Annotated in this window: 18 protein-coding genes; 7 read left to right on the top strand and 11 right to left on the bottom strand. The window is 68.5% G+C overall.

Features of this window, described 5'->3' with window-relative positions; all coding sequences use genetic code 11:
• Window positions 1-47 precede the first annotated feature (47 nt).
• The 5 genes from OG700_RS12465 to OG700_RS12445 all read right to left on the bottom strand — a co-directional run bounded on the left by OG700_RS12465 (window position 48) and on the right by OG700_RS12445 (window position 6,828).
• Window positions 48-1,541, bottom strand: a complete 1,494-nt coding sequence (locus OG700_RS12465) for a glucoamylase family protein (RefSeq protein ID WP_405612836.1) — start codon at window positions 1,539-1,541, stop codon at window positions 48-50.
• A 174-nt stretch (window positions 1,542-1,715) separates the two neighbouring features.
• Window positions 1,716-3,563, bottom strand: coding sequence for a GH39 family glycosyl hydrolase (locus tag OG700_RS12460; protein WP_405612834.1), 1,848 nt, complete (start codon window positions 3,561-3,563; stop codon window positions 1,716-1,718).
• 90 nt (window positions 3,564-3,653) lie between these two features.
• Window positions 3,654-4,601 carry a carbohydrate ABC transporter permease gene (locus tag OG700_RS12455; RefSeq protein ID WP_405612832.1) on the bottom strand — a complete coding sequence of 316 codons (948 nt, stop codon included), beginning with the start codon at window positions 4,599-4,601 and terminating at the stop codon, window positions 3,654-3,656.
• On the bottom strand, window positions 4,598-5,578 hold the full coding sequence (locus OG700_RS12450) for a carbohydrate ABC transporter permease (protein ID WP_405612830.1): 981 nt from the start codon (window positions 5,576-5,578) through the stop codon (window positions 4,598-4,600). The genes OG700_RS12455 and OG700_RS12450 overlap by 4 nt, the downstream gene beginning before the upstream one ends.
• A gap of 5 nt (window positions 5,579-5,583) precedes the next feature.
• Window positions 5,584-6,828: a sugar ABC transporter substrate-binding protein gene (locus tag OG700_RS12445; protein WP_405612828.1), complete on the bottom strand. Its 1,245-nt coding sequence runs from the start codon at window positions 6,826-6,828 to the stop codon at window positions 5,584-5,586.
• A 230-nt stretch (window positions 6,829-7,058) separates the two neighbouring features.
• Here OG700_RS12445 and OG700_RS12440 point away from each other — a divergent pair, with 230 nt between their 5' ends.
• A complete protein-coding gene (locus tag OG700_RS12440) occupies window positions 7,059-8,009 on the top strand; it encodes an acetylxylan esterase (protein WP_405612826.1) in 951 nt (316 codons plus the stop codon).
• A gap of 78 nt (window positions 8,010-8,087) precedes the next feature.
• Here the strand turns inward: OG700_RS12440 and OG700_RS12435 are convergent, their stop codons facing one another.
• Both OG700_RS12435 and OG700_RS12430 read right to left on the bottom strand, forming a co-directional pair.
• The gene (locus OG700_RS12435) at window positions 8,088-9,155 is read right to left on the bottom strand and encodes a LacI family DNA-binding transcriptional regulator (RefSeq protein WP_405612824.1); all 1,068 of its coding nucleotides are present in this window, start codon (window positions 9,153-9,155) and stop codon (window positions 8,088-8,090) included.
• Between the two features lie 118 nt (window positions 9,156-9,273).
• The gene (locus OG700_RS12430) at window positions 9,274-10,890 is read right to left on the bottom strand and encodes an MFS transporter (protein ID WP_405612821.1); all 1,617 of its coding nucleotides are present in this window, start codon (window positions 10,888-10,890) and stop codon (window positions 9,274-9,276) included.
• A 116-nt stretch (window positions 10,891-11,006) separates the two neighbouring features.
• Here OG700_RS12430 and OG700_RS12425 point away from each other — a divergent pair, with 116 nt between their 5' ends.
• Window positions 11,007-11,930, top strand: a complete 924-nt coding sequence (locus OG700_RS12425) for a TetR/AcrR family transcriptional regulator C-terminal domain-containing protein (RefSeq protein ID WP_405612818.1) — start codon at window positions 11,007-11,009, stop codon at window positions 11,928-11,930.
• Window positions 11,931-12,022: 92 nt separating this feature from the next.
• Here the strand turns inward: OG700_RS12425 and OG700_RS12420 are convergent, their stop codons facing one another.
• From OG700_RS12420 to OG700_RS12405, 4 genes are all read right to left on the bottom strand, one after another.
• Window positions 12,023-12,937 carry a succinate dehydrogenase/fumarate reductase iron-sulfur subunit gene (locus OG700_RS12420; RefSeq protein WP_405612815.1) on the bottom strand — a complete coding sequence of 305 codons (915 nt, stop codon included), beginning with the start codon at window positions 12,935-12,937 and terminating at the stop codon, window positions 12,023-12,025.
• Window positions 12,934-14,859, bottom strand: coding sequence for a fumarate reductase/succinate dehydrogenase flavoprotein subunit (locus OG700_RS12415; protein ID WP_405612812.1), 1,926 nt, complete (start codon window positions 14,857-14,859; stop codon window positions 12,934-12,936). The genes OG700_RS12420 and OG700_RS12415 overlap by 4 nt, the downstream gene beginning before the upstream one ends.
• A gap of 21 nt (window positions 14,860-14,880) precedes the next feature.
• Entirely contained in the window at window positions 14,881-15,702 is an 822-nt protein-coding gene (locus tag OG700_RS12410) for a hypothetical protein (protein ID WP_405612809.1), read from the bottom strand.
• 164 nt (window positions 15,703-15,866) lie between these two features.
• Window positions 15,867-16,106 carry a hypothetical protein gene (locus OG700_RS12405; RefSeq protein WP_405612806.1) on the bottom strand — a complete coding sequence of 80 codons (240 nt, stop codon included), beginning with the start codon at window positions 16,104-16,106 and terminating at the stop codon, window positions 15,867-15,869.
• 320 nt (window positions 16,107-16,426) lie between these two features.
• Between OG700_RS12405 and OG700_RS12400 the strand changes: the two genes are divergently transcribed.
• The 5 genes from OG700_RS12400 (at window position 16,427) to OG700_RS12380 (ending at window position 25,430) form a co-directional block, all read left to right on the top strand.
• Complete coding sequence (locus OG700_RS12400) at window positions 16,427-19,024, top strand: ABC transporter family substrate-binding protein (RefSeq protein ID WP_405612803.1); 2,598 nt, start codon at window positions 16,427-16,429, stop codon at window positions 19,022-19,024.
• A gap of 317 nt (window positions 19,025-19,341) precedes the next feature.
• Complete coding sequence (typA, locus tag OG700_RS12395) at window positions 19,342-21,228, top strand: translational GTPase TypA (RefSeq protein ID WP_405612800.1); 1,887 nt, start codon at window positions 19,342-19,344, stop codon at window positions 21,226-21,228.
• A gap of 509 nt (window positions 21,229-21,737) precedes the next feature.
• Window positions 21,738-23,381 (top strand): ABC transporter substrate-binding protein, encoded by a 1,644-nt coding sequence (locus OG700_RS12390; protein ID WP_405612797.1) that lies wholly within the window; start codon window positions 21,738-21,740, stop codon window positions 23,379-23,381.
• Between the two features lie 149 nt (window positions 23,382-23,530).
• Entirely contained in the window at window positions 23,531-24,457 is a 927-nt protein-coding gene (locus OG700_RS12385) for an ABC transporter permease (RefSeq protein WP_405612794.1), read from the top strand.
• Complete coding sequence (locus tag OG700_RS12380) at window positions 24,450-25,430, top strand: ABC transporter permease (RefSeq protein WP_405612791.1); 981 nt, start codon at window positions 24,450-24,452, stop codon at window positions 25,428-25,430. Before OG700_RS12385 ends, OG700_RS12380 begins: the two co-directional genes overlap by 8 nt.
• Window positions 25,431-25,437 lie beyond the last annotated feature (7 nt).

Genomic DNA, 25,437 nt, shown 5'->3' with positions numbered 1-25,437 from the left:
GCCACGCCCAAGGCGGCGCCGGTCGGTCACGGGATCCGGTGCGCGAATCAGATGCTGAAGCGCTCCTTGGCCAGCATCGGACGGATGCGCGAGGCGAAACCGCCGGTGCGGAAGGGGCGCTGCAACAGACCGGGGCTGAGTTCCTGGGCGAGAGCGGCGGCGATCATGCCTTGATCGAGAGCGAGGGTCGAGCCGCTGACATGCCCGCTCCCCACATTGACCGAGTCCCGGAAGCCGTAGCCGTCGTCGTACGCGCCGAAGTCACCCGCGATCGCCTTGAGGTTGGCGAGGGCCTCCGACCGTGCGTAGGGGAGGGCGAGGAACGAGGCGTGCGGTGTCACGACCCCATTGGTATAGGCGGCGGCGGGCGGCAGCGGCTCACCGTGCGTGACATAGGTACGGTCGGTGTTGGAGGCGTACCCGTCGATGTTCATGCCGATCGCGTCCACGCCGTACTCCTGGTACCCGCCTTCGGGCACCTCGGAGGGTGAGAACCCCCAGTAGCCGTACTCCGCCTCCTCCAGGCCGTGCTCGATCTGGGAGCGGACGAAACGCCGGTGCGTGGTGCCCCAGGAGCGGGGGGACCACTCCGGCTCGGGCACGAACAGCGGCACCATCAGGGCCTCGAACATCGAGCCGCCCCAGGTCGGGACCAGCTTGCGGCCCCGGTAGGTGTAGTGCCCCTGCCAGAGACGTACGCCGTCGATCGTGTCGTACGCTCCGCCGGGCGGCTGCTCCTGGCCGTGTTCGGGAAGCATCGTGCGGAACATGTGCCAGTAGTGGTCCGAGGGAATACTGCCGTCCGCGATGCCGAGGTAACTGGCCATGCGCGGCTCGGTGTTGAGTGCTCCGTAGTGGTGGGCCGTCGGCTCACCGGTGTCGGTCCAGAAGCCGCCGCGCAGCTGGCCGGGGTTGGCCACCGGGTCTGCGGCGTCGTACGGCGTGTAGAAGTACGACCAGTCGGCGGTGGCGAGGAGCTTGCCGACCCGGCGCCGCAGTCGGCTGTCCGCGTCGGCGGCGATGAGCAGGCCCGTCACGAGCCACGCGTTGTCGACCGAGGAGAGGAAGGGACGGACCGGGTCGCCGGTGCCGGGCCAGTTGGTGAGCACCGAGCCGTCGTGGGCGTCGTACCAGTTCAGCCAGAAGCCGTGGTGGCGTTCGAGCTTCTCGACGGCGGTGACGGTGAGGTCGAGCCGGCGGCGCAGGGTGTCCTGGTCGATGACGCCGAGTCCGGCGGCGGCGACGGCGGACCACAGCCCGCATCCGATGTTGGTCGGCGAGGTGTTCTGCGAGGGGACGGGCCCGCCCGGCGCGTCGAGGTCGATCTTGTCGGCGGCGAGACCGATGTCCGTCGTCATTGCCTCGATCGAGTGATACGTATCGCGGAACCAGCGGCGCAGCAGCGGTGTATCAGAGGCATGAACAACACGAGCACGCGACGCGGCTGCGGTCGGCGCGGATACGGCGGGTGTGGTGACGGCTCCGAGGGACAGGGCGGTGGCCCCGGTTCCCGCGGCGGCGAGAAACGTACGACGATCCATGAGAGTCCAGCTCCCCTTGGCAGATGTGGAGTTGTGGCCGGGGCCGGTGCCTGGGCCAGGTCTTTGGCCGCCGCCATGGCCAGAGGTATTACCGGAGGTCCGGCCATGGCGGCGGTGCTGGCGCGGGGGCCGACGGCGGTCAGGTGCCGCCGACCCCCGGGACTGTGGGGGCAATCAGGTGCGGGTGAGGCGCAGGAAGCGGATGCCCGGATTGGGGAGATCCACGGTCAGCTTCGCCGTGCCCGCGTCGTCGGCGACCACGGGCACGAGGGGTACCACAGGAAGCTCGTCGGCGGACCGCAGCTTCGCCCACTGGGGATCGTCGGGCCAGTCACCGCCGCCGAGGTCGTTCCAGACGGCCTGGATGTTGGCGTGCTGTTCGTCGACCCGGCGGGAGAGCGCGGTGTAGGTGGCGCCCGGCTCAAGTCCATTGATCCGCACGGTTGCCGTACGGTCCAGCAAGGCGGCGCCGTCGATCTTGGACTGGTCGAGCGTGCCGTTCCAGAACAGGACATCGACGGTGGAGCCGTCGTCCGCGCGGGTGGCCAGGGACTCCACGAGCGCCTCGGCGCCGTCACCGCCGACCGTGGCGGGGATCCGTCCGCCGGCCAGTTGGGAGAGGAGATACAGCGCCCAGAAGCGCGGCTTGCGCAGATTGCCGATGGTGAGCAGACCGAATCCGCCGTGGAAGAGCCGGGGCGGCCAGCCCAGCTCCTCGAACTGGTCGGAGGCGACCCAGTAGGCGAGCGCGTCGGTGGACGACAGGGCGCTCTTCATGCCGCGCAGGACGAACGGAGCGGCGAAGACGGAGTCGCTGACCCGGTGGAAGTGGGTGGGGGTGACGCCCCACTCCGTCCACAGGATCTCCGGCTCGGGCCTGCCGGTCGCCTCGGCGAACGCGCGGGTCATCGGACGGAAGTCCAGCGGAGCGTTGCCGTAGGTGTGGGTGGAGATGAAGTCGACGGGTACGTCGCGTTCCTGGCAGTACTCAAGGAGCGCGCCGACCCAGCCGGCCGCGGCGGAGGACGGGCCGCCGACCTTGATCCGCTCGTCGACGCCCTTCACGGCGCGGACGGCGACTTCGTAGAGCCGGTGGTAGTCGTCCTGGGTGCCGTTCCAGAAGACCTCCAGATTGGCCTCGTTCCAGACCTCGAACTCCCAGCCCGCGACGGTGTCCCTGCCGTACCGGTCCTGGAGGTGGACGGTCAACTCGCGGCAGAGATCGCCCCAGTGCTCCCACACGGCGGGCTTGGACACCAGAGCCTGATAGTCGAAGACCGTGTAGTGCGGATCGACGGCGAGTTCCTTGGGCATGAAGGAGAGTTCGACGACGGGCTGGAGGCCAGTGGCCAGGAAGCGGTCGTAGACGGTATCCAGGCCGGAGAAGTCGAAGGAGCCGTCCTGCTGGACGGTCAGCGTCTCCGGGAGGAAGGTGCCGTGCGCCCGGACGGACCGGACGCCGATCTCGTCGCGGACGATCCCCAGGGCCTGCGCGTACTCCTTCGCGACGTCCGAGCGGCCCGCACCCGGCTTGTCCCAGGTCAGCAGCGAGAAGTGCTCGGCGCCGATCATCCTGTTCCAGACCCCGGGGAGGGGCATGGGGGGTGCCGCCGCGTCCACCGTGACGGTCACTGGGGCGGGGCTGGATCCGGCGGCTCTGGCGCAGCCGGGGGCCGCTTCGGAGAGGGCGCCTGCCCCGCTGTCGGACCAGGTGGCGACCTTGTAGAAGTAGCCGCGGCCCGGTTCGGCGAGTGTGTCGGCGTACGGGGGGTGGGGCACGGCGAGTACATCGCCGCCGAGGTGGTCGAGCGGTTCATAGGGACCCTCGACGGAGTCGGCGCGGTGCACGAGATACCCGAGCGCGCCCGCCACCGGCCGCCAGTTCAGCAGCACATGGCCGGTGCCGTCCTCGGCGGACAGGCCGCCGGGGGCGGGGAGTTCCCCGATGCCGGTGAGCCGCCTATCGCTGGGCTTCCCGATACGGGTCTCCCAGTCGGCGCGAGCGGTGGACTTCTCGGTCATGGTGGTACAAACCTTTTCGTCGATGAGTGCGCGGCGGTAGAGCGGCGGCTTCGGAGCCGCGGTACGCGTCGGGAAGTGCGGAGGCGGCGGCTACTTCATGCCGGTGGTGGCGAGGCCCTGGGTGAAGTGCCGTTGCAGGACGATGAAGACCAGCAGCACCGGCAGGATGATCAGGAGGGAGCCGACCATCAGCATGCCGTTGGAGCCGTCCGACTGGTTGGGGTCGGTGGCGAAGGTGGCGAGGGCCACCGGGAGTGTGTATTTCCCCGGGTCGTTCGTCGCGATCAGCGGCCAGACGAAGTTGTTCCAGGAACCCAGGAGGATGAGGATCGAGAGTGTCGCCAACGCCGGTTTGACCAGCGGCATCGCGATCCGCCAGAAGATGTACCACTCGCCGGCGCCGTCGATCCGGGCCGCTTCCAGCAGTTCGTCCGGCAGCGACTGCATGAACTGCCGCATCAGGAAGACGCCGAAGGCCTGGGCGGCGAACGGCAGCACCAGACCCGCGTAGGAGTCGATCAGTTGGAGCTTGCTCATCAGGACGAAGAGCGGAAGCAGCATCAGGTTGCCGGGCACCATCAGGGCGCCGAGAACCAGCGCGAAGACCTTGTTCCGCCCGCCGAACCGCAGTTTGGCCAGTGCGTAGCCCAGCATCGAGCAGAACACCAGATTGGAGACGGTCACCAGGACTGCCACAGTGAGGGAGTTGAAGAAGTAGAGCTGGATGTCGAGACGGTCGAGCAGTTCCCCGAAGTGCTCCAAGGTCCACTTGGTGGGGATCCACACCGGTGGGCTGGCGGCCAGATCACGGTCCGTCTTGAAGGCCGACAGACCCATCCACAGGAAGGGCGCCGCCATGACCAGCAGACCGATCGAGAGCAGCACATAGACGCCGGACTTCTTCAGCCGTCCGCCGTCCGACTGCGGGAGGCCGCCGTCGGTCCTGGGGCCGGACCAACTCGACCCCTTGGAGTCCTTCGGGTTCTCGGGGCCGGCGGGTGCGGAAGGCGGGGGCGGGGTGGTGCGCGCGGCGCTCATTTCGTGTTGTCCTTCAGCAGACGGAGCTGGAGCACCGTGATCGCCATGATCACGACGAAGAGCACGTACGCCATGGCGCTCGCGTAGCCCATGTGGAAGAAGTTGAAGCCCTCGCGGTACATGGACAGCGACACGGTGAGCGTGCTGTCCGAGGGCCCGCCCTGCGTCATCACGAACGGCTCCTCGAAGACGTTGAGATAGCCGATGGTCGTGATGATCGTGGTGTAGAGCATCGTGGGGCGCAGCAGCGGCACGGTGATGCGGCGGAACTCCTGCCAGGTGCTCGCGCCGTCCAGCCGCGCCGCCTCCCGTACGTCGGGCGGTATCGCCTGGAGGCCCGCGATGAAGAGCACCATGACCGTGCCGAGGTTGCGCCAGACGGCCATCACGATCAGCGAGGGCATGGCGAGTGCCTCGGAGCCGAGGAAGTCCGGTGCTGTCAGGCCGACTTCGGAGGCGAGGCCCGCGATCAGTCCGTCGGACGGGTCGAGTACGAAGCGCCAGACGACGGCGATCGCGACGATGCTGGTCACGACCGGGGCGTAGAAGCCGACCCGGAAGAAGGTGCGGGCCCGGTCGATGCCGTTGTTGAGCAGGACGGCGACGACCAGCCCGAGACCGACGGTCAGCGGTACGCCGACGACCACGAAGTACGCGGTGTTGAAAAGGGCCTTGAGGAACTTCTCGTCGTCGAACAGCTTCGTGTAGTTCTCAAGGCCGATGAACTCCGCCGAGAGAGGATCGGTGACATTGCGCAGGCCGAAGTCCGTGAAGCTCATGACGAGCGTCGCGACGATCGGCAGAGCCATGAAGATGGCGAAGAGCACCAGGAAGGGGGTGGAGAACAGCCAGCCGGCCATGTTCTGCACAGCGACGGGCTGCCGCTTGCCGCGGTTCCGGCCGCCGGGTGGGGGGTGTGCCCCCGGCCCGGTCTTCACCGGGGCCGCTTCCGCGGCCGGTTCGGTCGTGGTGCTCATGACGACTACTCCACAAGCCCTTCGATCTCGGACTGGGCCTTCTTCGCGGCGTCCTCGGCGGAGGCCTTGCCCTGGGTCACCTGTGAGATGGCGTCGTCGGCCTTCGAGGAGATCTCCGTCCACTGGGGCAGGGTCGGCCAGGACTTGGCGGTCTCCATCTGCTCACGGAAGACCTTGAAGTTGGCGTCGTCGGCGAGTTCGCCGGAGTCCCAGGCGCTGGTGTTGGCCGGCAGGTCGCCCGAGCGCTTGAACCAGTCCTTCTGGCCCTCGGTACCGGTGAGGTAGCTGAGGAATTCCTTGGCGGCTTCCTTGTGCTCGCTGTCCTTGGATACGACGAGGCTGGAGCCGCCGGCCATGGAGACCGAGCCCTGGTCGGCCGGGACCTTCGCGATGGCCCACTTGTCCTTGAGGTCCGGGTAGTTGTCGTTGATGCCCGCCATGGTCCAGGGGCCGGAGTAGAACATCGGGACGTCGCCGCTGTTGAAGTCCGTCAGGACCTCGTAGCCGGGCTGGAAGCCCTTCGTGGTGAGCCCCTTCTCGAAGTACGTGCCGTACTCCTTGAGGGCCCTGACGGTCTCGGGGCTGTCCATGGCGGCCTTGCCGTCGTCACCGACGATCGAGCCGCCGGCCGAGTACAGGAAGGGGTACCAGTTCTGCACGGTGTCCAGGCCGCTGGACTGGAAGTAGACGCCCCACTTCGTGCCGGCCTTGTCCTGGAAGTCGGTGGCCGCCTGCTGGAGTTCCGGCCAGGTGGTGGGGGCCTTGGTGATGCCGGCCTTCTTCGCCAGGTCGGTGCGGTAGTAGAGGACACGGGTCTCGACGTACCAGGGGACGCCGTAGGTCTCGCCGTCCGCGACACCCTGTTCCCAGGCGGCCGGAAAGAAGGCGTCCTTCTTGAAGGTCTTGGTGTCGACCGGTTCCAGGACGCCGAGTTCGACGAACTCGCCCATGTAGCTGCTGCCCATCTGCGTGACGTCCGGCAAGGTGCCGGCGGCAGCGGCGGAGACGAGCTTCTGGTGGGCGACGTCCCAGCCGATGGGGGTGACCTTGACGGTGATGTGGGGGTTCGCGTCCTCGTACACCTTGGCCACGTCGGCGAGCTTCTCGCCCTCGGCGCCCATGGCCCACACGGTGAGGGTCTGCTTCTTGTCGGCGGCGACCCCTGCGCCTCCCGAGCTGCCGCATGCGGTGATGCCGGCGGCCATCGTGAGAGCGATGGCGGCAGAGGCGGTTCTGGCGGTGCGATGCACGGACGGCTCCTCCTTGAGCTCACCTATGTATGCGCTGCCTGTAAGCGCATACATCACTCTGCTCCAGGCGTTCCGAGAACCGCAAGAGGGGCTTTGGTCACACTCGTGCAACATGTGGGACATCCGGAATCTTCGCCTCCGCAGGCTAGATGGGCACTTTGCGTCGCGGAAGTGGCTGTGTTGATTCCGATTGTGGTCATCGGTGGCGAGCCGGGGTTGATGTCGCGCTCATGTCTGAGTTCGAGCACGGCCATCCCTTCGACCCGGCCTACGGCCGGACGCTCGACGAGCTGCTCGACATCCCGGCGCCTGCCCCTCAGGACGGATTCGACGCGTACTGGCAGGACCGCTTGGACGGCTGCCGGATCCTCGGGGTGTCCTACACCTCGGTCGGCGGGCTGCGCCTCGGAGGCTGGCTGGTGCTGCCGTCGCAGGGGGCGGCCGAGCACGGCTTCGTGATCGGGCACGGTTACGGCGGGCGCCAGGAGCCGGGTGCCGATGTGCCGCTTCCGTTGCCCCGTAGCGCCGCCATCCTGCCGTGTGTGCGGGGGATGGGCTCTCGCAGTCGGCGTCCCGGGATTCCCGGTGAGGCCGCCGGGCATGTGCTGCACGGCATCGAGTCACGCGGGACGTATGTGATCGGCGACTGCGTGGCCGATCTGTGGTGCGCGGCGTTGGCACTGCTGGAGCTGGTGCCGGAGCTGCGGGCGGGTTCCGGCCCGGCGTCGGAGGGGATGCCGGGCGGCGGCGCGCGGCTGAGGTATGTGGGAGAGAGCTTCGGGGGCGGGCTCGGGGCGCTGGCGCTGCCGCGGGACGACCGGTTCGACACTGGGCAGTCGACGGTGCCGACGTTCGGGAATCATCCGTCGCGGGTGACGCTGCCGTGCGTCGGGAGCGGGGAAGCCGTACGGGCGTACCGCGAGGAGCATCCGGAGGTCATGGACGTTCTCACGTACTTCGACGCCGCGACGGCGGCCAGCCGGATCGGGGTGCCGATGATGGTCGCGCCCGCGCTGTTCGATCCGGCGGTGCCGCCGCCGGGGCAGTTCGCCGTGTACCACGCCCTGCCCGAGCCGTGTGAGCTGCACGTTCTGCGGGCGGGGCACTTCGAGTACGTGGGTGAGGGTGCTGACACGGCGGCGCTGGCGGAGGCCCGCCGCGGCTTCTTCGCCACCGGCTGAGCTGAGCGGAGCGGGGGCGGGGCTGGGCCGGGCTGGGCCGGGAGGCGCTGGAAAGCCCGTCCGGTGGCCGGCTCGTCCTCAGCCGCCGCAGCCGCAGCTGCCGCGGCGGGCCACCGAGACCGGAAGCATCAGGGAGACCGGGGGACGGGTGGGGTCGGAGAGGCGATGGATCAGGAGTTCCACCGCCTCCTCGCCCAAGCGGCGCATCGGCTGGCGGACCGTCGTCAGGGGCGGGCGGACGATCCGGCTCAGCGGGATCCCGTCGAAGCCGGTCACCGCGATGTCGTCGGGAACCCGCACCCCGCGCCGTTCCAGCGCGTGCAGCGCGCCGATCGCCATCTGGTCGTTGGCGAAGAGGATCCCCTGCGGCCGTTCGTGCCCGGTGGCGCGGTCCAGCAGGGCATCGGTCGCCCGTTCGCCCTCCGCCTGCGTCATCATCCCGGCGCGCAGGTCCGGCTCGTCGGCGACCGGGAGGCCCGCCTCCCGGCAGGCCTCCTGATAGCCCCGGAACCGCGCCTGCGCGTCCGGTGATTCACGGTCGCCGCCCACGAAGGCGAGCCGGCGCAGCCCGTGGTCGCGGATCAGATGACGGGCCAGCTCGCGTTCCCCGTCGGAGTTCGCCACCTCGATGTGGTCGAGGTGGTCGATCTCGCGTGGCCCGGCCAGCATCACCACCGGCAGCCGCCGCGAGATCACCTCAAGGTCCTCGGTGGGCACGGTCCTCGCCAGTACGGCGAACCCGTCCACCCGTCCCGCGACCTTGGCCACCAGGCTCTCCGGCCCGCCCACCAGCGAGGCGGCGATCAGCAGCGCGTACCCGTGCCGCCGTGCCGCCCGTTCCATGCCGCGGATGATCTGGTCGGAGTAGAGCATCACCGCGGAGTCGTCCGCCTCGGCGTCCGCCTCCGCGTCGGTCTCGGCGTCCGGGTCCGCGTAGTCGGGGAAGCAGAGCCCGAGGACGCCGGTGGTGCGGCTGGCCAGGCCCCGGGCGTTGCCGCTCGGTACGTATCCGAGGGTGCGTGCCGCCTCCAGTACGCGGTCCCGGGTCTGGGCGCGCACGGAGTCCGGGTTGCGGTAGACCCGCGAAACCGTGGCAATGGAGACGCCGGACCGCTCGGCGACGTCGTACACCGTGGGGGCACTCACCCGATCCGACCGCCGCTCTCGCCGTTCTGGCTTCTGACGGGTGGCGCTCTACGTGGCCACTCCCGCTGCTTCCGCTGCTTCCGCCACTCCCGCTGCTTCCGCTGCTGTGTAAGCGCATTCACTCTAGGGCGCCGGTCTGTGCACGAGCAAGGTCACCCCCCTCAAGGCGGTCCCCGGTCTTGCCCGTGGCGCGCCCCGCCGTGCCCCGCAGCGCCACGACCGAGAAGACGGCGGCCCCCACCATGACGACGCCCGCGCCCACCGACGCGAGTGCCATCCCCTGCGTGAAGGCGTCCCGCGCCGCCGCCAGCACGCTGTCGGCCGTCTCGGCCGGGAGCCGGGCCGCAGCCGCCGCCGCGCCGCCCAGGGTCTCCCGTACGGCGTCGGCCTCGGCGCCCGGCAGCGCCGCTGTGACACTCTCCGGCAGGGCGTCGGCCATGTCCCGGCTGTAGACCGCGGCCCCGACCGAGCCGAGGACGGCCATCCCCAGCGCCCCGCCCAGTTCCTGGCCCGATTCGAGTACGGCGGCGGCCGAGCCCGCGCGCTCCGGCGGGGCGGCGCCGATGGCGAGTTCGTTGGCGAGGGTCATGGCGGCGACGAGACCGCCCACGTAGAGGGCGCCGGCTGTGAGGCAGAACCAGAGGTCCGAGTCCGGACGGATCCGGGTCAGCCAGAAGAATCCCGACGCCGAGACGACGAAGCCACCGCTCATGACGTACGCGCGGTCGACACGCTGCGCGAGGTACGCCGCCAGCGGCGCCGCCACGACCACTCCCGAAGCCGGTACGAGGCTCCACATCGCGGCCTCGAAGGGGCTCAGCCCCAGCACGGACTGGAGGTACTGGGTGAGGAACACCGCCATGCCCACCGTGGCGAACATCGCGAGCAGATTCGCGAACACCGGCCCCCCGAAGGCCCGTCGCCCCAGCAGTTCGAGGTCGATCATCGGGTGGGCGAGACGCTTCTGGCGGCGTACGAAGACAAGGCCGAGCAGCAGTCCCGCGGCGACGGCGAGGGCGGGCACCGGCGCGAACCCGTGCCGGGCCCACTCCTTGATGCCGTAGATGACCGTGAGCAGGGCGGCGAGCGAGAGCACCGCGCTCACCAGGTCGAACGGTTCACGCGATCCCTCGGCGGCGGATTCCGTCCTGGACTCCGGTACCAGGAACGGCACCAGCATCAGCAGCAGCACCATCGCCGGCAGGTTGATCAGGAAGATCGAACCCCACCAGAAGTGCTCCAGCAGCAGCCCGCTGACCACCGGCCCGAGCGAGATGCCGGTGGTCATCACGCCCGTCCAGATCGTCACGGCCCGGCCGCGCTGCTTCGCGTCGTGGAAGAGGTTGCGGATCAGCGCGAGTGTCGAGGGCATGAGGGCGGCGCCGCCGAGCCCGAGCAGCGCGCGTACGGCGATGAGGGCGTCGGCGGAGTGCGCGTACGCGGCGGCGACCGAGGCCGCGCCGAAGACCGCCGCGCCCGCGAGCACCAGCTTGCGGCGGCCGATCCGGTCACCGAGCGCGCCCATGGTGATGAGCAGCCCGGCGAGTACGAAGCCGTACATGTCGAGGATCCACAGCTGCTGCGTGGCGCTGGGCTCCAGATCCTGGCTGACGAAGGGGATCGCGAAGTAGAGGATCGAGATGTCCATCGAGACGAGGAGCAGTGGCAGCATCAGGACGCCGAGGGCGATCCATTCCTTGCGGCCCGCGAGACCGGGTGTGTTCGAGTTGTCCATGGCCGGTACGTAATCGGCTGCGCGCGTACGCGGCAAACCGCTGCCTAGTGCACCGGCGCTGATGTCCTGTACACAGGGGGAATGAGCATCCCCAGTGCACTAGTACGGTAGGGGTCATGTCCGTCGACCCGCCCTACCTCCGTATCGCGGCCGAACTGCGCCGCCGTATCGCCTCCGGGGAGCTGGCGCCCGGTGACCGCGTGCCGTCCACCCGCCGTATCACCCAGGAGTGGGGCGTCGCGATGGCGACCGCGACCAAGGCGCTCGCCGCGCTCAACCAGGAGGGTCTGGTGCGGGCGGTGCCCGGCGTCGGCACGGTGGTCGCGGAGCCGGACCGCAGTCGCGGCCGCGGCCGTGGTACGGCCCCCGGCCAGGGCCTCAGCCGTGAGCGTGTCGTGCGCGCGGCCATCGCGCTGGCCGACGCCGAAGGGCTGGGCGCGCTGTCGATGCGGCGCGTGGCGACGGAGTTCGGTACGTCCACGATGGCGCTGTACCGCCATGTCCCCAGCAAGGGCGAACTGGTGCGGCTGATGTCCGAGGCGGTGTTCAGCGGCGGGCCCTCGGGGCCCGCGCCGGCCGGCTGGCGGCCGAGGCTGACGCGCGAGATCCGGTGGCTGTGGAGCCAGTACGTGCGCCATCCCTGGCTGGCCCGTGCCATGGCGGGGCTGACCCGGCCGACGGCCTCACCGCACGCGATGAGTTACACGGAGCGGGTGTTGACGATTGTGCGCGGGCTCGGCCTCACGCCGCACGGGATGATCCACACCCACCTGGCGCTGCTCGGCTACGCCCAAGGTGTCGCGATGGCCGTCGAGTTGGAGTCGCAGGCGCGGCAGGACACGGGGATGACGGCCGAGGAGTGGATGGCGGGGAACGACGCGCGGATGGAGTCGATCCACCTCAACGGCGAGTATCCGGTCATGTCGAACCTCTTCGGGGAGGGGGAGTTCGACCTCGAACTCGGCGCGCTCTTCGAGTTCGGGCTCGAACGGATGCTGGACGGCATCGAGTCGCTGGTCGCGCGGGCGCCCGAGGGGTAGGGCCGACCCGGAGCGTTCACCGGACGGCGCCGGACGGGCTTGCGGCCCGTCCGGCGCTTGAGGTCGTTACCGGTACGCGCGGTACCCGGTGCTCAGCTGTTCGTACGGCGGCGGATCTTGTCGCCGAGCCAGACCAACGGGTCGTACTTCTTGTCCGCCACCCGCTCCTTCAGCGGGATCAGCGCGTTGTCCGTGATCTTGATGTTCTCGGGACAGACCTCAGTGCAGCACTTGGTGATGTTGCAGTAGCCGAGCCCGTGTTCGTCCTGCGCGGTCCGCTTGCGGTCCAGGCCGGTCTCCTCGGCGGCGTCCAGCGGGTGCATGTCCAGCTCCGCGACCCGCATCAGGAAGCGCGGCCCGGCGAACGAGGTCTTGTTCTCCTCGTGGTCCCGGACGACGTGACAGGTGTCCTGGCACAGGAAGCACTCGATGCACTTACGGAACTCCTGTGAGCGTTCCACGTCCACCTGCTGCATCCGGTACTCGCCCGCCGCCACTCCCGGCGGCGGCACGAACGCCGGTACCTCCCGCGCCTTCTGGTAGTTGAAGGACACGTTCGTCACCAGGTCCCGGACGACCGGGAAGGCACGCAGTGGGGTGACGGTGATCGTCTCCTCGCGGGTGAACGTGGACATCCGCGTCATACAGAGCAGTCGCGGCCGGCCGTTGATCTCCGCGCTGCACGAACCGCACTTGCCCGCCTTGCAGTTCCAGCGCACCGCCAGGTCGGACGCCTGCGTCGCCTGGAGGCGGTGGATGATGTCGAGGACGACCTCGCCCTCGTTCACCTCGACGGCGAAGTCCTTCAGATCGCCGCCCTCGGCGTCGCCCCGCCAGACCTTGAACTTGGCCTCGTACGACGTCGACGCGGTCGCCGCGGCCGACGCGCCCGGTGACGGGGACGGGACGGACGGGGCGGACGCGGCGGACGCGGCGACCGAGCTGGATGAGTCGGACGAGCCGGACGCGGCGGATGTGCTCGGAGTCGGAGTCGTGCTGGCACTCACTCGTGGAGCTCCTCTTCGGCGAGGTACTTGACCAGCTCTTCCTTCTCGAAGAGGTCGAGCAGGTCGGGACGGATGGGCTCGGTCGTCTTCCTGGAGAGGTCGATCCGGCCACGCGCGGGGTCCGTCGACGGGTCCCGCGCCGAATCGTTCAGCCGGCAGATCAGATTCACCCGCCGCCAGTCGAGAGCCATGCCGGGCCAGTCCTCGCGGGTGTGACCGCCGCGGCTCTCCGTACGCTCCAGCGCCGACAGGGCGATGCACTCGCTGACCAGCAGCATGTTCCGCAGGTCGATCGCGAGGTGCCAGCCGGGGTTGAACTGCCGGTGGCCCTCCACCCCGGCCCTCGCCGCCCGCAGGCGCAGCTCGCCCAGCTTCGCCAGCGCCTGCTCCATCTCACCCTCGCGCCGGATGATGCCGACGAGGTCGTTCATCGTCTGCTGGAGCTCCTGATGGACGGTGTACGGGTTCTCCGGCGCCCCACCGCCTTCCGCCTCCTCCGCGCCGAAGGGTCGCAGCGCCTCGGTGGCCGCCGCGTCGATCTGGTCCTCGTCGAGGACGGGCCGTGTGTCGAGCCCCGCCGCGTACTCGGCCGCGTGCAGTCCGGCCCGCCGGCCGAAGACCAGCAGGTCGGAGAGTGAGTTGCCGCCCAGCCGGTTGGAGCCGTGCATCCCGCCCGCGACCTCGCCGGCCGCGTAGAGACCGGGGACCCCCGGCGCGGCGGCGGAGTCCGAGTCGACGGCGATACCGCCCATCACGTAGTGACAGGTGGGGCCGACCTCCATCGCCTCCGCCGTGATGTCGACGTCCGCCAGTTCCTTGAACTGGTGGTACATCGACGGCAGTCGGCGCTGGATGACCTCGGGCGACATCCGGGTGGACACGTCCAGGAACACGCCGCCGTGCGGCGAGCCCCGGCCCGCCTTGACCTCGGAGTTGATGGCACGGGCCACCTCGTCACGGGGCAGCAGTTCGGGCGGGCGCCGGTTGTTGTCCGGGTCCTCGTACCAGCGGTCGCCCTCTTCCTCGGACTCCGCGTACTTCTCCTTGAAGACGTCCGGGATGTAGTCGAACATGAACCGCTTGCCTTCGGAGTTGCGCAGCACTCCGCCGTCGCCCCGTACCGATTCGGTGACGAGGATGCCCTTCACCGAGGGCGGCCAGACCATGCCCGTCGGGTGGAACTGCACGAATTCCATGTTCAGCAGCGGGGCACCGGCGAGCAGCGCCAGCGCGTGCCCGTCGCCCGTGTACTCCCACGAATTCGACGTCACCTTGAAGGACTTGCCGATGCCGCCGGTCGACAGGACGACGGCGGGGGCCTCCAGCACGAAGAAACGGCCGGACTCGCGCTCGTAGCAGAACGTGCCCGAGACCCGTTCGCCCTCCTTCAGTACGGAGGTGACGGTGCACTCCTGGAAGACCTTCAACCGGGCTTCGTAGTCACCGAATTCGCGGAAGTCCTCCTGCTGGAGGGCGACGATCTTCTGCTGGAGCGTACGGATCAGTTCGAGGCCGGTCCGGTCGCCGACGTGCGCGAGACGTGGATACTCGTGCCCGCCGAAGTTGCGCTGCGAGATCTTTCCGTCCGCCGTGCGGTCGAAGAGCGCGCCCCAGGTCTCCAGCTCCCAGACCCGGTCCGGCGCTTCCTGTGCGTGCAGCTCCGCCATCCGCCACTGGTTGAGGAACTTCCCGCCGCGCATGGTGTCGCGGAAGTGGACCTGCCAGTTGTCCCCGGAGTTCACATTGCCCATGGAGGCGGCGATGCCGCCCTCGGCCATCACCGTATGGGCCTTGCCGAAGAGTGACTTGCAGATGACAGCGGTACGGGCGCCACGCTCACGCGCCTCGATGGCGGCCCGCAGACCCGCTCCGCCCGCGCCCACCACCACGACGTCCCACTGCTCGCGTTCGAGTTGCGTCATTGCTGAAGGCTCTCCCTAGCACTAAAAGAGGCGCGGATCGTCGAAGACCCCGCTCGCGAGCAGATACACGTAGAAGTCGGCGAGGGCGACGCTGATCAAGGAGGCCCAGGCGAGCTGCATATGACGGTGATTCAGCTTCCCGACCCAGCCCCACAGCCGGTAGCGCACCGGATGCTTGGAGAAGTGCTTCAACTTGCCGCCGATGACATGGCGGCAGGAGTGGCAGGAGAGGGTGTACGCCCAGATCAGCACGATGTTGACGACCATGAGGATCGTGCCGAGGCCCATGTGGCCCCACTCGTAGTCCGAGTTCCGGAAGGCGAGCACCGTGTCGTAGGTGAGGATGACCGCCACCGGCACGGCCGCGTAGAAGAAGTACCGGTGGATGTTCTGGAGGATCAGCGGGAAGCGGGTCTCGCCGGAGTACTTCTTGTGCGGTTCGGCCACGGCGCAGGCGGGCGGCGAGGCCCAGAAGCCCCGGTAGTACGCCTTGCGGTAGTAGTAGCAGGTCATTCGGAAGCCCAGCGGGAAGATCAGGATGATCAGCGCGGGGGACAGACCCCACCAGCTGCCGAAGATCTCCAGGTTGGGGCCGCCCTTCATCGGCTCGCAATTCTCCGCGAGACAGGGCGAGTAGAACGGCGAGACGTACGGCGCCGCGTAGTAGTGGGCGTTGCCGAACGCCCGCCACGTCGAGTAGATGACGAAGGCGAGCAGCCCGGCCGCCGTGGCGGCGGGGGCCAGCCACCAGCGGTCGGTCCGCAGATGGCGGGCGGCGATGGCGGCACGCGAGGTGTCGTGCACGCCCGTGTTCAGTTGGGGTCGTTCCGTGCCTGTTGCCAACGAAAACTCCGTATGGAGATGGAGTGGGATCGGGTGGGGGGTCGAAGGGCCGGGCGAGCGATGGCGGGTGCGGTGGTGCTGTGGTGCGGCGGTGCGGCGGTGCTGTGGTGCGGCGGAGCGGTACCGGTGGCGTGAGGTGGTCCGTCGATATGGCGACAGACCCGCTAGGGGGCGCGTCGGTCCCGTAGGCCCAGACCCTCGTCGTCCGAGTCCGTCCACAGAGCCGCGTCGTAGGGCGCGTCCGGGATGGTGACCACTTCCGGACGGTCCTTGGGCGCGGGCCTGGAGGGCGGGGGCGGTACGGCTTCGTTCAGCCGGCCGACGGTCCGCTCCAGATCCGCGACGCGTTGGACGAGCTCATCGATACGACGGTGGACTGCTGTCAGATCTTCCGGCTGGGACATGACGTGCCCTCACTTCCGCAGGGGAGCGATGCCATCGGTAACGCGCCTGCGAGTGTCGCTCCTCACATCCCCGCTTGTGAAGGGACGTGCAGGGATTCCCGGCGCATACGTGAGCCGTGCGCTCCGCGTCGTTGATGTCGCGCCCCTTATTTTCGCCCTTTCGGCGGGTCTGTGTCCTGGTTCCCGTTGAGCCGTTCGGGTGGGCTTCGCGTTCCGGGCCGCCGTGTCGCCGCGATCGCCGGGAATCGGTCCTCTTCAGTGGGCGGGCAATAGGTGTGATCATCTCTAAATTCCACAAACAGGACGAAGAGGTAGAAGCCATGTCCCAGGTCGGCGCCCCACGCGGGAGGACATGCTCCCGGACCACCCGCTCCGTCGCACTACTCACCACCGGCGTGCTCGCCCTGCCCGCGCTCGCCTCGTGCAGCTCGGGCGACGAGCGGAGCGAGGCTCCGGCCGCCGCTCAGGACGTCGGGCCGGCGGCGCGGGACCGGATCGCCGACGGGGGCACGCTGCGCTGGGCGGTGGACACGGTGCCCACGACCCTCAACACCTTTCAGGCCGACGCCGACGCCGCGACGTCGCGCATCGCCGGAGCCGTACTGCCCTCACTCTTCACGCTCGACAAGAGCGGCCGTCCGCAGCGCAACCCGGACTATCTGGAGTCCGCGAAGATTATCGAGCGCGAGCCCAAGCAGGTCGTGCTCTACAAGCTCAACCAGCAGGCGGTGTGGAGCGACGGACGGGAGCTGGGCGCCCCGGACTTCGTGGCCCAGTGGCGCGCGCTGAGCGGCAAGGAGTCCGCGTACTGGACCGCGCGCAACGCGGGATACGAGCGGATCCAGAAGATCGAGCGCGGCGCGAACGACCTTGAGGTCAGGGTCACCTTCAACAAGCCGTACGCCGACTGGAAGGCCCTCTTCAGCCCGCTGTACCCGAAGGGTGTGATGGGGGCGCCGAACTCGTTCAACGACGGTGCCCGCGCCAAACTCAAGGCCACGGCGGGACCGTTCCAGCTCAAGGAGCTGGACCGCGAGGACCGCGAGGTGACGCTCGTCCGCAATCCCCGCTGGTGGGGCGCGCGGCCGAAGCTCGACACCCTCGTCCTGAGCGCCGTGCCGCGCGACAAGCGCGCCGCCGCACTCGCCGCGGGCACCCTCGATCTGGCCGAGATCGACAGCCCGGTGGCGGAGCGGATCAATCAGGCGGCCCGCGACAACAAGAGGGGCACCGGCGCGGGGCCGCAGTCCGGAGTGGCACCGAAGTCCGGGACGGAGCCGCAGTCCGGGACCGGGCCGCAGTCCGGAGCGCAGGGTCCCGGCGCGGAGATCACCGCCGCGTCGGCGATGCGCTCCTGGGCCCTGGCGAACGGCTCGGACGAGGAGAAGGCCGAGGCCGCGCAGAAGTCCCGCGCGAAGATGAACACGGCGATCGCGAAGTACGGCCGGGAGCAGCGGGGGCTGCGGGCCTATGTCGTACGGAAGTCCCTGGAGCCGGCCTTCACCCAGTTTGCGCTCAACGGGGAGACAGGACCGCTCTCCGACGAGCGGGTACGGCGTGCCGTGGCCCGCGCGCTCGACCGCAAGGAGCTGGCCGAGGCCGTACTCAAGCCGCTCGGCCTGCCGGCGAACCCGCCCGGCAGCCACCTGGCGCTGGCCGGACAGCACGCGTACGCAGACAGCAGCGACGCGCTCGGGGACCAGGACACGCAGGAGGCGCAGGCGCTGCTCGCCGACGCGGGCTGGACGGTGGGCGGTGTGCGGAAGACGGACGCCGGTACGAAGGCCGGGAGCGAGGCCGACGCCGACGGCGACAAGGAGAAGGACAAGGACAAGGACAAGGACAGCGAGAAGGACACGACCGAGAAGAGCGGCGGGGACGTAGAGAAGAAGGACAAGGACAAGGAATCCGACGCGCAGGATTCCGGTTCCGGTTCGGACTCCGAGAGCGCCTCCGACGAGGGCGCGTACATCGTCGGTGACAACAAGCCCGGACGCGGCGCCCCCGTCTCCGAGAGCGGTACCCGCGTCATCGCCCCGGCCCCCGCCGCCGCCTTCCAGGGCGCGGTCCTGACCCGGCAGTCCGAGTCCCTGGAGGACTCGGACGTCAACGCCCAGGACAGGCGGCCGGGCGGCATGGCGGGTGCGTACGCACCGCAGGGCACGGCGGCCCCGTCCGCTTCGGCTTCCGCTTCGGCCTCCTCCTCGGCCCCAGCTTCCGACTCGGCTTCCGCTTCCCCCCTGCCCGGTCCCCTCGGCAAGGACGGCAAGCCCCTTACCCTGCGCTTCGTGCTCCCCTCCGGCCCCGGCTCCGAGCAGCTGCGTACCGTCGGCGAGAAGATCGCGCGCATGCTCGACCGCGTCGGCATCCGTACGGAGATCACCAAGGTCGCCGACGCCGACTACTTCAAGGACCACATCGCGTCGGGCGACTACGACCTCGCCCTGTACTCGTGGCCCGCGACCGCCTACCCGGCGACCGACGGCCGGCCGATCTACGCCAAGCCCGTCCCCGCCTCCGACGGCTCGCTGCTGGTGGAGCAGAACTACACCCGCGTCGGTACGGACCACATCAACCAGCTCTTCGACCAGGCGGCCTCCGAGCTGGACGAGAAGGCGGCCCGCGATCTGCTCCGGCAGGCCGACGCCCGCATCTGGGCGGCGGCCGGATCCATCCCCCTCTACCAGCGCCCGCAGCTCGTCGCGGCCAAGCCGGCCGTGGCGAACGCCGGTGCCTTCGCCTTCGCCGCCCCGCGCTACGAGGACATCGGCTTCAAGGACCCCGCCAGGAGCGGCCCGGAGAAGTCGGCCACCCCCGGGGACGGCCGGGAAGTCACCGAGGAGAACGGCCAGGAAAGCGGCCAGGAAAGCGGCCAGAAGGAGAAGGGCAGCCGTAGCACAGAAGAAGAAACGGAGTAAACCGGCAGGTCAGACCCAGAAAGCCGGACGATTCACTTGCCCGCCGGACCCCCCGGCGGGCAAGATCGTGTGCACCCCCTGACCCGGGCGGTTCCACACCCCTCGGCACACCCCGCAGCACCTCCCTGCGGACTCCCCGCCAGCACTCCCCGCCCGCACCGGCGGGCACCCCCGCCTCTCGCCGGATCGGCCCCGGAAGCCCCGGAAGCCCCGGACGCGCCAGCCCCGTACGATGGGTACGGCCGTGGCGTGTCCGCCCGGCAGGCGTACGAGGAAGACAACGCCGCATCCCACGATCGAGAGAAGCGCCAGCCAGCATGCCCACGCGCCACGACATCCGTAACGTCGCCATCGTCGCCCACGTCGACCATGGCAAGACCACTCTGGTCGACGCCATGCTGAAGCAGGCCGGCGCCTTCGCCGCGCACGCCGCCGAGCACCTCGACGACCGGATGATGGACTCGAACGACCTGGAGCGTGAGAAGGGCATCACGATCCTCGCCAAGAACACGGCGGTGAAGTACCACCCCAAGGAGGGCGGTACAGGTGACATCCCGAACCTGGTCACGATCAACATCATCGACACCCCCGGCCACGCCGACTTCGGCGGTGAGGTCGAGCGGGGCCTGTCGATGGTCGACGCGGTCGTCCTCCTGGTCGACGCCTCCGAGGGCCCGCTGCCGCAGACCCGTTTCGTGCTGCGCAAGGCCCTGTCGGCCAAGCTGCCGGTGATCCTGTGCATCAACAAGACGGACCGGCCCGACGCCCGTATCGCCGAGGTGGTCGACGAGACGTACGACCTGTTCCTCGACCTGGACGCGGACGAGGACCAGATCGAGTTCCCGATCGTCTACGCCTGCGCCCGGGATGGCGTCGCCTCGCTGACCAAGCCGCAGGACGGTACGGTCCCGGCCGACAGCACCAACCTGGAGCCGTTCTTCACCACGATCCTGGGCACCGTCCCGGCTCCGGTGTACGACGAGGCCGCGCCGCTCCAGGCCCATGTCACCAACCTGGACGCGGACAACTTCCTCGGCCGTATCGCGCTCTGCCGCGTCGAGCAGGGCGAGTTGAAGAAGGGCCAGACCGTCACGTGGATCAAGCGTGACGGCACGATGTCCAACGTCCGCATCACCGAGCTGCTGATGACCGAGGCGCTCACCCGCAAGCCGGCCGAGAAGGCGGGCCCCGGCGACATCTGCGCCATCGCCGGAATCCCGGACATCATGATCGGCGAGACCCTGGCCGACCCGGACAACCCGATCGCGCTGCCGCTGATCACGGTGGACGAGCCGGCCATCTCGATGACCATCGGTACGAACACCTCGCCGCTCGTCGGCAAGGGCGGCAAGGGCCACAAGGTCACCGCCCGGCAGGTGAAGGACCGCCTCGACCGCGAGCTGATCGGTAACGTCTCGCTGCGCGTCCTGGAGACCGAGCGCCCCGACACCTGGGAGGTGCAGGGCCGCGGCGAGCTGGCGCTGGCCATCCTGGTCGAGCAGATGCGCCGCGAGGGTTTCGAGCTGACCGTCGGCAAGCCCGAGGTGGTCACGAAGCAGGTCGACGGCAAGCTGCACGAGCCGATCGAGCGCATGACGATCGACTGCCCCGAGGAGCACCTGGGCGCGATCACGCAGCTGATGGCGACCCGCAAGGGCCGTATGGAGACCATGACCAACCACGGGTCCGGGTGGATCCGGATGGAGTGGATCGTGCCGTCCCGCGGACTCATCGGCTTCCGTACGGAGTTCCTCACCCAGACCCGCGGCACCGGCATCGCGCACTCGATCTTCGAGGGCCACGAGCCGTGGTTCGGCGAGCTGCGGACCCGTAACAACGGCTCGCTGGTCGCGGACCGTTCGGGTTCGGTGACGCCGTTCGCGATGGTCAACCTCCAGGAGCGCGGTGTCATCTTCACCGAGCCGGGCACCGAGGTGTACGAGGGCATGATCATCGGTGAGAACTCACGCGCCGACGACATGGACGTGAACATCACCAAGGAGAAGAAGCTCACCAACATGCGCGCGGCCTCCGCCGACACGACGGAGAACGTGGTGCCGCCGCGCAGGCTGTCGCTGGAGCAGTCCCTGGAGTTCTGCCGCGACGACGAGTGCATCGAGGTGACCCCGGAGACGGTCCGTATCCGCAAGGTCGTCCTGGACCAGAAGGAGCGTGGCCGCGCGGCCTCCCGCGCCAAGCGCTGACCCACCGGGCGGTCACATGGACCCCACCAGCCTCATGGCTCCCCGGCCTGGCCCCGCGAGGTGCCGGGCCGGAGGCCTGGGGGCTGTCCCGTGTACCGGACCGAGCCGGGCACCACCCTCGCGAAATGGTGGGACAGTAGGCTGTTTTGCCCGAGCAGAACGTTCCTGTCAACACGTTTTCCCTGCTGGAACGTCCGGATAGCGGGTATCGCTCACCGGAAGTTGCGTCAACAGTCCGTTTCGCGGGTGTCTGTCTGGGCTTACTTTGTCCGGATTTCGGGCGTTGGTGGTTGGTCGATGTTGTCAAAACGAGACGCTGCAAGTGTGGTTTACCGGTCGGGCGTACTTAATAGTTGGCTCCATTGAGCTCGGGTCAATGGGTCATGCGCTGATGGGGAGCGCCGACTCACGAGCACACACTCGGAGCACTGATCGACCGCCGTCAGGGGTGTCGGCGTAACGATCAGTGCCCATCTTGTTGTGACAAGTGGACTCATGAGGAGGAACCCATGCGCGGTGCCAAGAGTGCCAAGTGGGTCGCGGGCGCGATAGTTATCGCCCTGGCTGCGACCGCTTGCGGTGGCGGGGACAGCGACAGCGGCGACGACATGAAGGCGGGGAAGGCCGACCCGAATGGCATTCTGACCGCACAGCTCGGCGAGCCGCAGAACCCGCTGCAGCCGGCCAACGCCAAGGAGAGCCAGGGCAGTCGTGTCCTGAAGGTCATCTTCTCCGGCCTCGTGGACTACGAGCCCGGGACCGGTGAGCTGAAGAACGTCAACGCCGAGTCGGTCACCCCGAACGACGACTCGTCCGTGTGGACCGTCAAGCTCAAGCCCGGCTGGAAGTTCCACGACGGCACCCCGGTCACCGCCGCTTCCTACGTGGACTCGTGGAACTGGTCGGCCAACACCAAGAACAACCAGACCAACTCCAGCTGGTTCCAGGACATCAAGGGCTACGAGGACGTCCACCCCGAGAAGGGTGACCCGAAGGCCGAAAAGATGTCCGGTCTGAAGGTGGTCGACGAGAACACCTTCACGATCACGCTGACCAGCTCGGTCTCGTACTTCGCGTACAAGCTGGGTTACGACGTGTGGGCCCCGCTTCCCGAGTCGTTCTTCAAGGACCCGAAGGCGGCCGGCGAGAAGCCGATCGGCAACGGCCCCTACAAGTTCGTCTCGTGGGACCACAAGAAGCTGATCAAGGTCCGCAAGTTCGAGGACTACACCGGGCCGAACAAGGCCAAGAACGGTGGCATCGACTTCAAGAACTACACCACCGCCGACGCCGCCTACTCGGACCTGCGGTCGGACAACCTCGACTGGATCGAGCAGATCCCGACCACGTCTCTCACGAGCTACAAGGACGACCTGGGCGACCGCGCGATCGACCAGGAGTACTCGGCCGTCCAGTCGATCGTCCCGGCGTTCTACACGGACCAGTTCAAGGACATCGACCCCAAGGTCGTCCAGGGTCTGTCCCTGGCGATCGACCGTGACACGATCACCAAGACCGTGCTGCACGGCACCCGGTCCCCGGCCGACTCGTACGTCGCCCGCGGTGTGCTCGGCTACAAGGCCGGCGCCCTGTCCGACGTCACGAAGTTCGACCCGGCCGCCGCCAAGAAGCTCATCGAAGAGGGCGGCGGCGTCCCCGGCAACAAGATCTCGATCCAGTTCAACGCCGACCAGGACCACAAGCCCTGGGTCGACGCGGTCTGCAACAGCATCCGCAAGAGCGTCGGTGTCGAGTGCACCGGTGACTCGAAGCCGGACTTCCAGGCGGACCTGAACGCGCGTGACAACAAGCAGGTCAAGTCCATGTACCGCGGTGGCTGGGTGCTCGACTACCCGGTCAACTCGAACTTCATGCGCGACCTGTACGGCACCACCGCCGCGGGTAACACCTCGGGCTACTCCAACAAGGAGTTCGACGAGCTGTCCGCCGCGGCGGACAAGGCGGCGACGCTCGACGAGACGGTGAAGATGTACCAGGAGGCCGAGCAGCTCCTGAAGGCTGACATGCCTGCCATCCCGCTGTGGTTCTACAAGAACAACTCGGGTCAGTCCCGGAACGTATTCGGCAAGATCGTCTACGGCCAGGACGGTGACCCCATCTTCACCGACGTTCAGGTGAAGTCGAAGAAGTAGCAAGCGGGACCGTATGCCGGTGCCGCCGCTCCAGGGGGAGCGGCGGCACCGACCCGGCCAAGGCCAAGGCCCCGGGAGACTCCACCCCATACCCCGCGGCGGAGAAAACTACGTAGGCCATCGCCGACCCCTCACGGCATGGAGGCATGATGGGGCGTTACGTCGCCAGGCGACTGCTCCAGATGATCCCGGTATTCATCGGGACCACTCTGATTATTTTCCTTATGGTCAACATTCTGCCCGGAGACCCTATCCGGGCGATGTGGGGCGAGAAGGCGGCAGACCCCGCCCAGCTCGCCGCGCTGCGGGCCGAGTTCGGGTTCGACAAGCCGCTGTGGCAGCGGTACATCGACTACATGCTCAACCTGTTCCAGGGTGACTTCGGCGAGACCTTCGGTCGCCGCCCGGTCGCCGAGGTGATGGGCGAGGCATTCCCGGTGACCCTCCGACTGGCCGCCGTCGCGCTGGTCATCGAGATCATCATCGGCATCGGACTCGGTGCCTGGGCGGGTCTGAAGGCCGGCAAGGCCGTCGACACCGGTGTGCTGATCTTCACCCTGGTCGTCATCTCGATTCCGGTGTTCGTGCTCGGCTACCTCGCGCGGTTCATCCTCGCGGACGAACTGGGGTGGGTCGCGCCCAATGTGCAGGACTCCACCAGCTTCTCGCAATTGTTTTTGCCAGGCTTCGTCCTGGCGATGCTCTCCATGGCGTACGTGGCCCGGCTGACCCGCACCACGTTCGCCGAGAACCTGCGCGCCGACTACATGCGTACCGCGATGGCCAAGGGCCTGCCGCGACGCCGCATCGTCGGTGTCCACCTGCTGCGCAACTCGCTCATTCCGGTCGTCACCTTCCTCGGGACGGACGTCGGTGGCTTCATCGGCGGCGCCGTCATCACCGAGGGCATCTTCAACGTCCAAGGTGTCGGCAACCTTCTCTTCACCGGGCTCCAGCAGCGGGAAGGCTCGACGATCGTCGGTGTGGTGACGGTGTTCGTCCTCGTCATCCTGCTGATCAACCTTCTTGTCGACCTGCTGTACGCGGTCCTGGACCCGAGGATCCGGTATGCCTGACGTGACCAAGACCCCGAACATGACCAAGAACGACGCGACCACCGACGCCCTCGCGCCGCCGGCCGCCGGAGCGCCCGAGAGCGCGGCCGACGGCCACAAGTCGCAGGGCAAGCCCCGCAGTCTGTGGGGCGACGCCTGGTACGACCTGCGGCACCGCCCGATGTTCTGGGTCTCCTCGATCCTGCTGTTCCTGCTGCTGGTCGTCGCCGCGTTCCCGGGGATGTTCACCAGCGCGGACCCGCGTGACGGCGACCTGATCAATCACTTCCTGACCAAGCCGGACCTGGGCAAGGTGTTCCAGCCCGAATGGTTCGGCTACGACGGCCAGGGGCGTTCGATCTACGCGCGTGTCATCTACGGCACCCGCGCCTCGATCCTGGTGGGTGTCGGCGTCACGCTGGCCGTCACCTTCCTCGGTGGCCTGCTCGGCATGCTGGCCGGCTACTTCGGCGGCTGGATCGACTCGGTCATCTCCCGTATCACCGACATCTTCTTCGGCATCCCCTTCCTGCTCGGCTCGATGGTCGTCCTGAACGCCTTCACCGAGCGCAAGGTCTATGTCGTGATCTTCGCCCTCGCCTTCCTGGGCTGGACGTCGATCTGCCGTGTGATGCGCTCGTCGGTCATCACCGCCAAGCAGGCGGACTACGTGACGGCCGCCCGAGCCCTCGGCGCGGGCACCCGGCGGATCCTCTTCCGCCACGTCCTGCCGAACGCCATGGCGCCGACCATCGTCGTCGCCACGATCGCCCTCGGTGGCTACATCTCGGCCGAGGCGACGCTGTCGTTCCTCGGTCTCGGCCTCGCCGACCCGACCATCTCCTGGGGCATCGACATCGCCCAGGGCAGCAAGGACATCAGGGACAACCCGCACGCCCTGTTCTTCCCGGCCGGAATGCTGAGCCTCACGGTCTTCGCGTTCATCATGCTGGGTGACGCCGTCCGCGACGCCCTCGACCCGAAGTTGCGCTGAGGAGGGC

Source organism: Streptomyces sp. NBC_01508 (genome assembly GCF_045040315.1).
Lineage (GTDB): Bacteria > Actinomycetota > Actinomycetes > Streptomycetales > Streptomycetaceae > Streptomyces.
This window is presented reverse-complemented; position numbering and strand designations above follow the sequence as displayed.

Bases quoted from the DNA above. Each gene is read 5' to 3' on its own strand.
- OG700_RS12390 (WP_405612797.1), top strand. From the start codon at position 21,738: ATGCGCGGTGCCAAGAGTGCCAAGTGGGTCGCGGGCGCGATAGTTATC.
- OG700_RS12400 (WP_405612803.1), top strand. From the start codon at position 16,427: ATGTCCCAGGTCGGCGCCCCACGCGGGAGGACATGCTCCCGGACCACC.
- OG700_RS12415 (WP_405612812.1), bottom strand. From the start codon at position 14,859: ATGACGCAACTCGAACGCGAGCAGTGGGACGTCGTGGTGGTGGGCGCG.
- OG700_RS12465 (WP_405612836.1), bottom strand. From the start codon at position 1,541: ATGGATCGTCGTACGTTTCTCGCCGCCGCGGGAACCGGGGCCACCGCC.
- OG700_RS12380 (WP_405612791.1), top strand. From the start codon at position 24,450: ATGCCTGACGTGACCAAGACCCCGAACATGACCAAGAACGACGCGACC.
- OG700_RS12425 (WP_405612818.1), top strand. From the start codon at position 11,007: ATGTCCGTCGACCCGCCCTACCTCCGTATCGCGGCCGAACTGCGCCGC.
- typA (WP_405612800.1), top strand. From the start codon at position 19,342: ATGCCCACGCGCCACGACATCCGTAACGTCGCCATCGTCGCCCACGTC.
- OG700_RS12430 (WP_405612821.1), bottom strand. From the start codon at position 10,890: ATGGACAACTCGAACACACCCGGTCTCGCGGGCCGCAAGGAATGGATC.
- OG700_RS12455 (WP_405612832.1), bottom strand. From the start codon at position 4,601: ATGAGCGCCGCGCGCACCACCCCGCCCCCGCCTTCCGCACCCGCCGGC.
- OG700_RS12460 (WP_405612834.1), bottom strand. From the start codon at position 3,563: ATGACCGAGAAGTCCACCGCTCGCGCCGACTGGGAGACCCGTATCGGG.
- OG700_RS12405 (WP_405612806.1), bottom strand. From the start codon at position 16,106: ATGTCCCAGCCGGAAGATCTGACAGCAGTCCACCGTCGTATCGATGAG.
- OG700_RS12440 (WP_405612826.1), top strand. From the start codon at position 7,059: ATGTCTGAGTTCGAGCACGGCCATCCCTTCGACCCGGCCTACGGCCGG.
- OG700_RS12450 (WP_405612830.1), bottom strand. From the start codon at position 5,578: ATGAGCACCACGACCGAACCGGCCGCGGAAGCGGCCCCGGTGAAGACC.
- OG700_RS12385 (WP_405612794.1), top strand. From the start codon at position 23,531: ATGGGGCGTTACGTCGCCAGGCGACTGCTCCAGATGATCCCGGTATTC.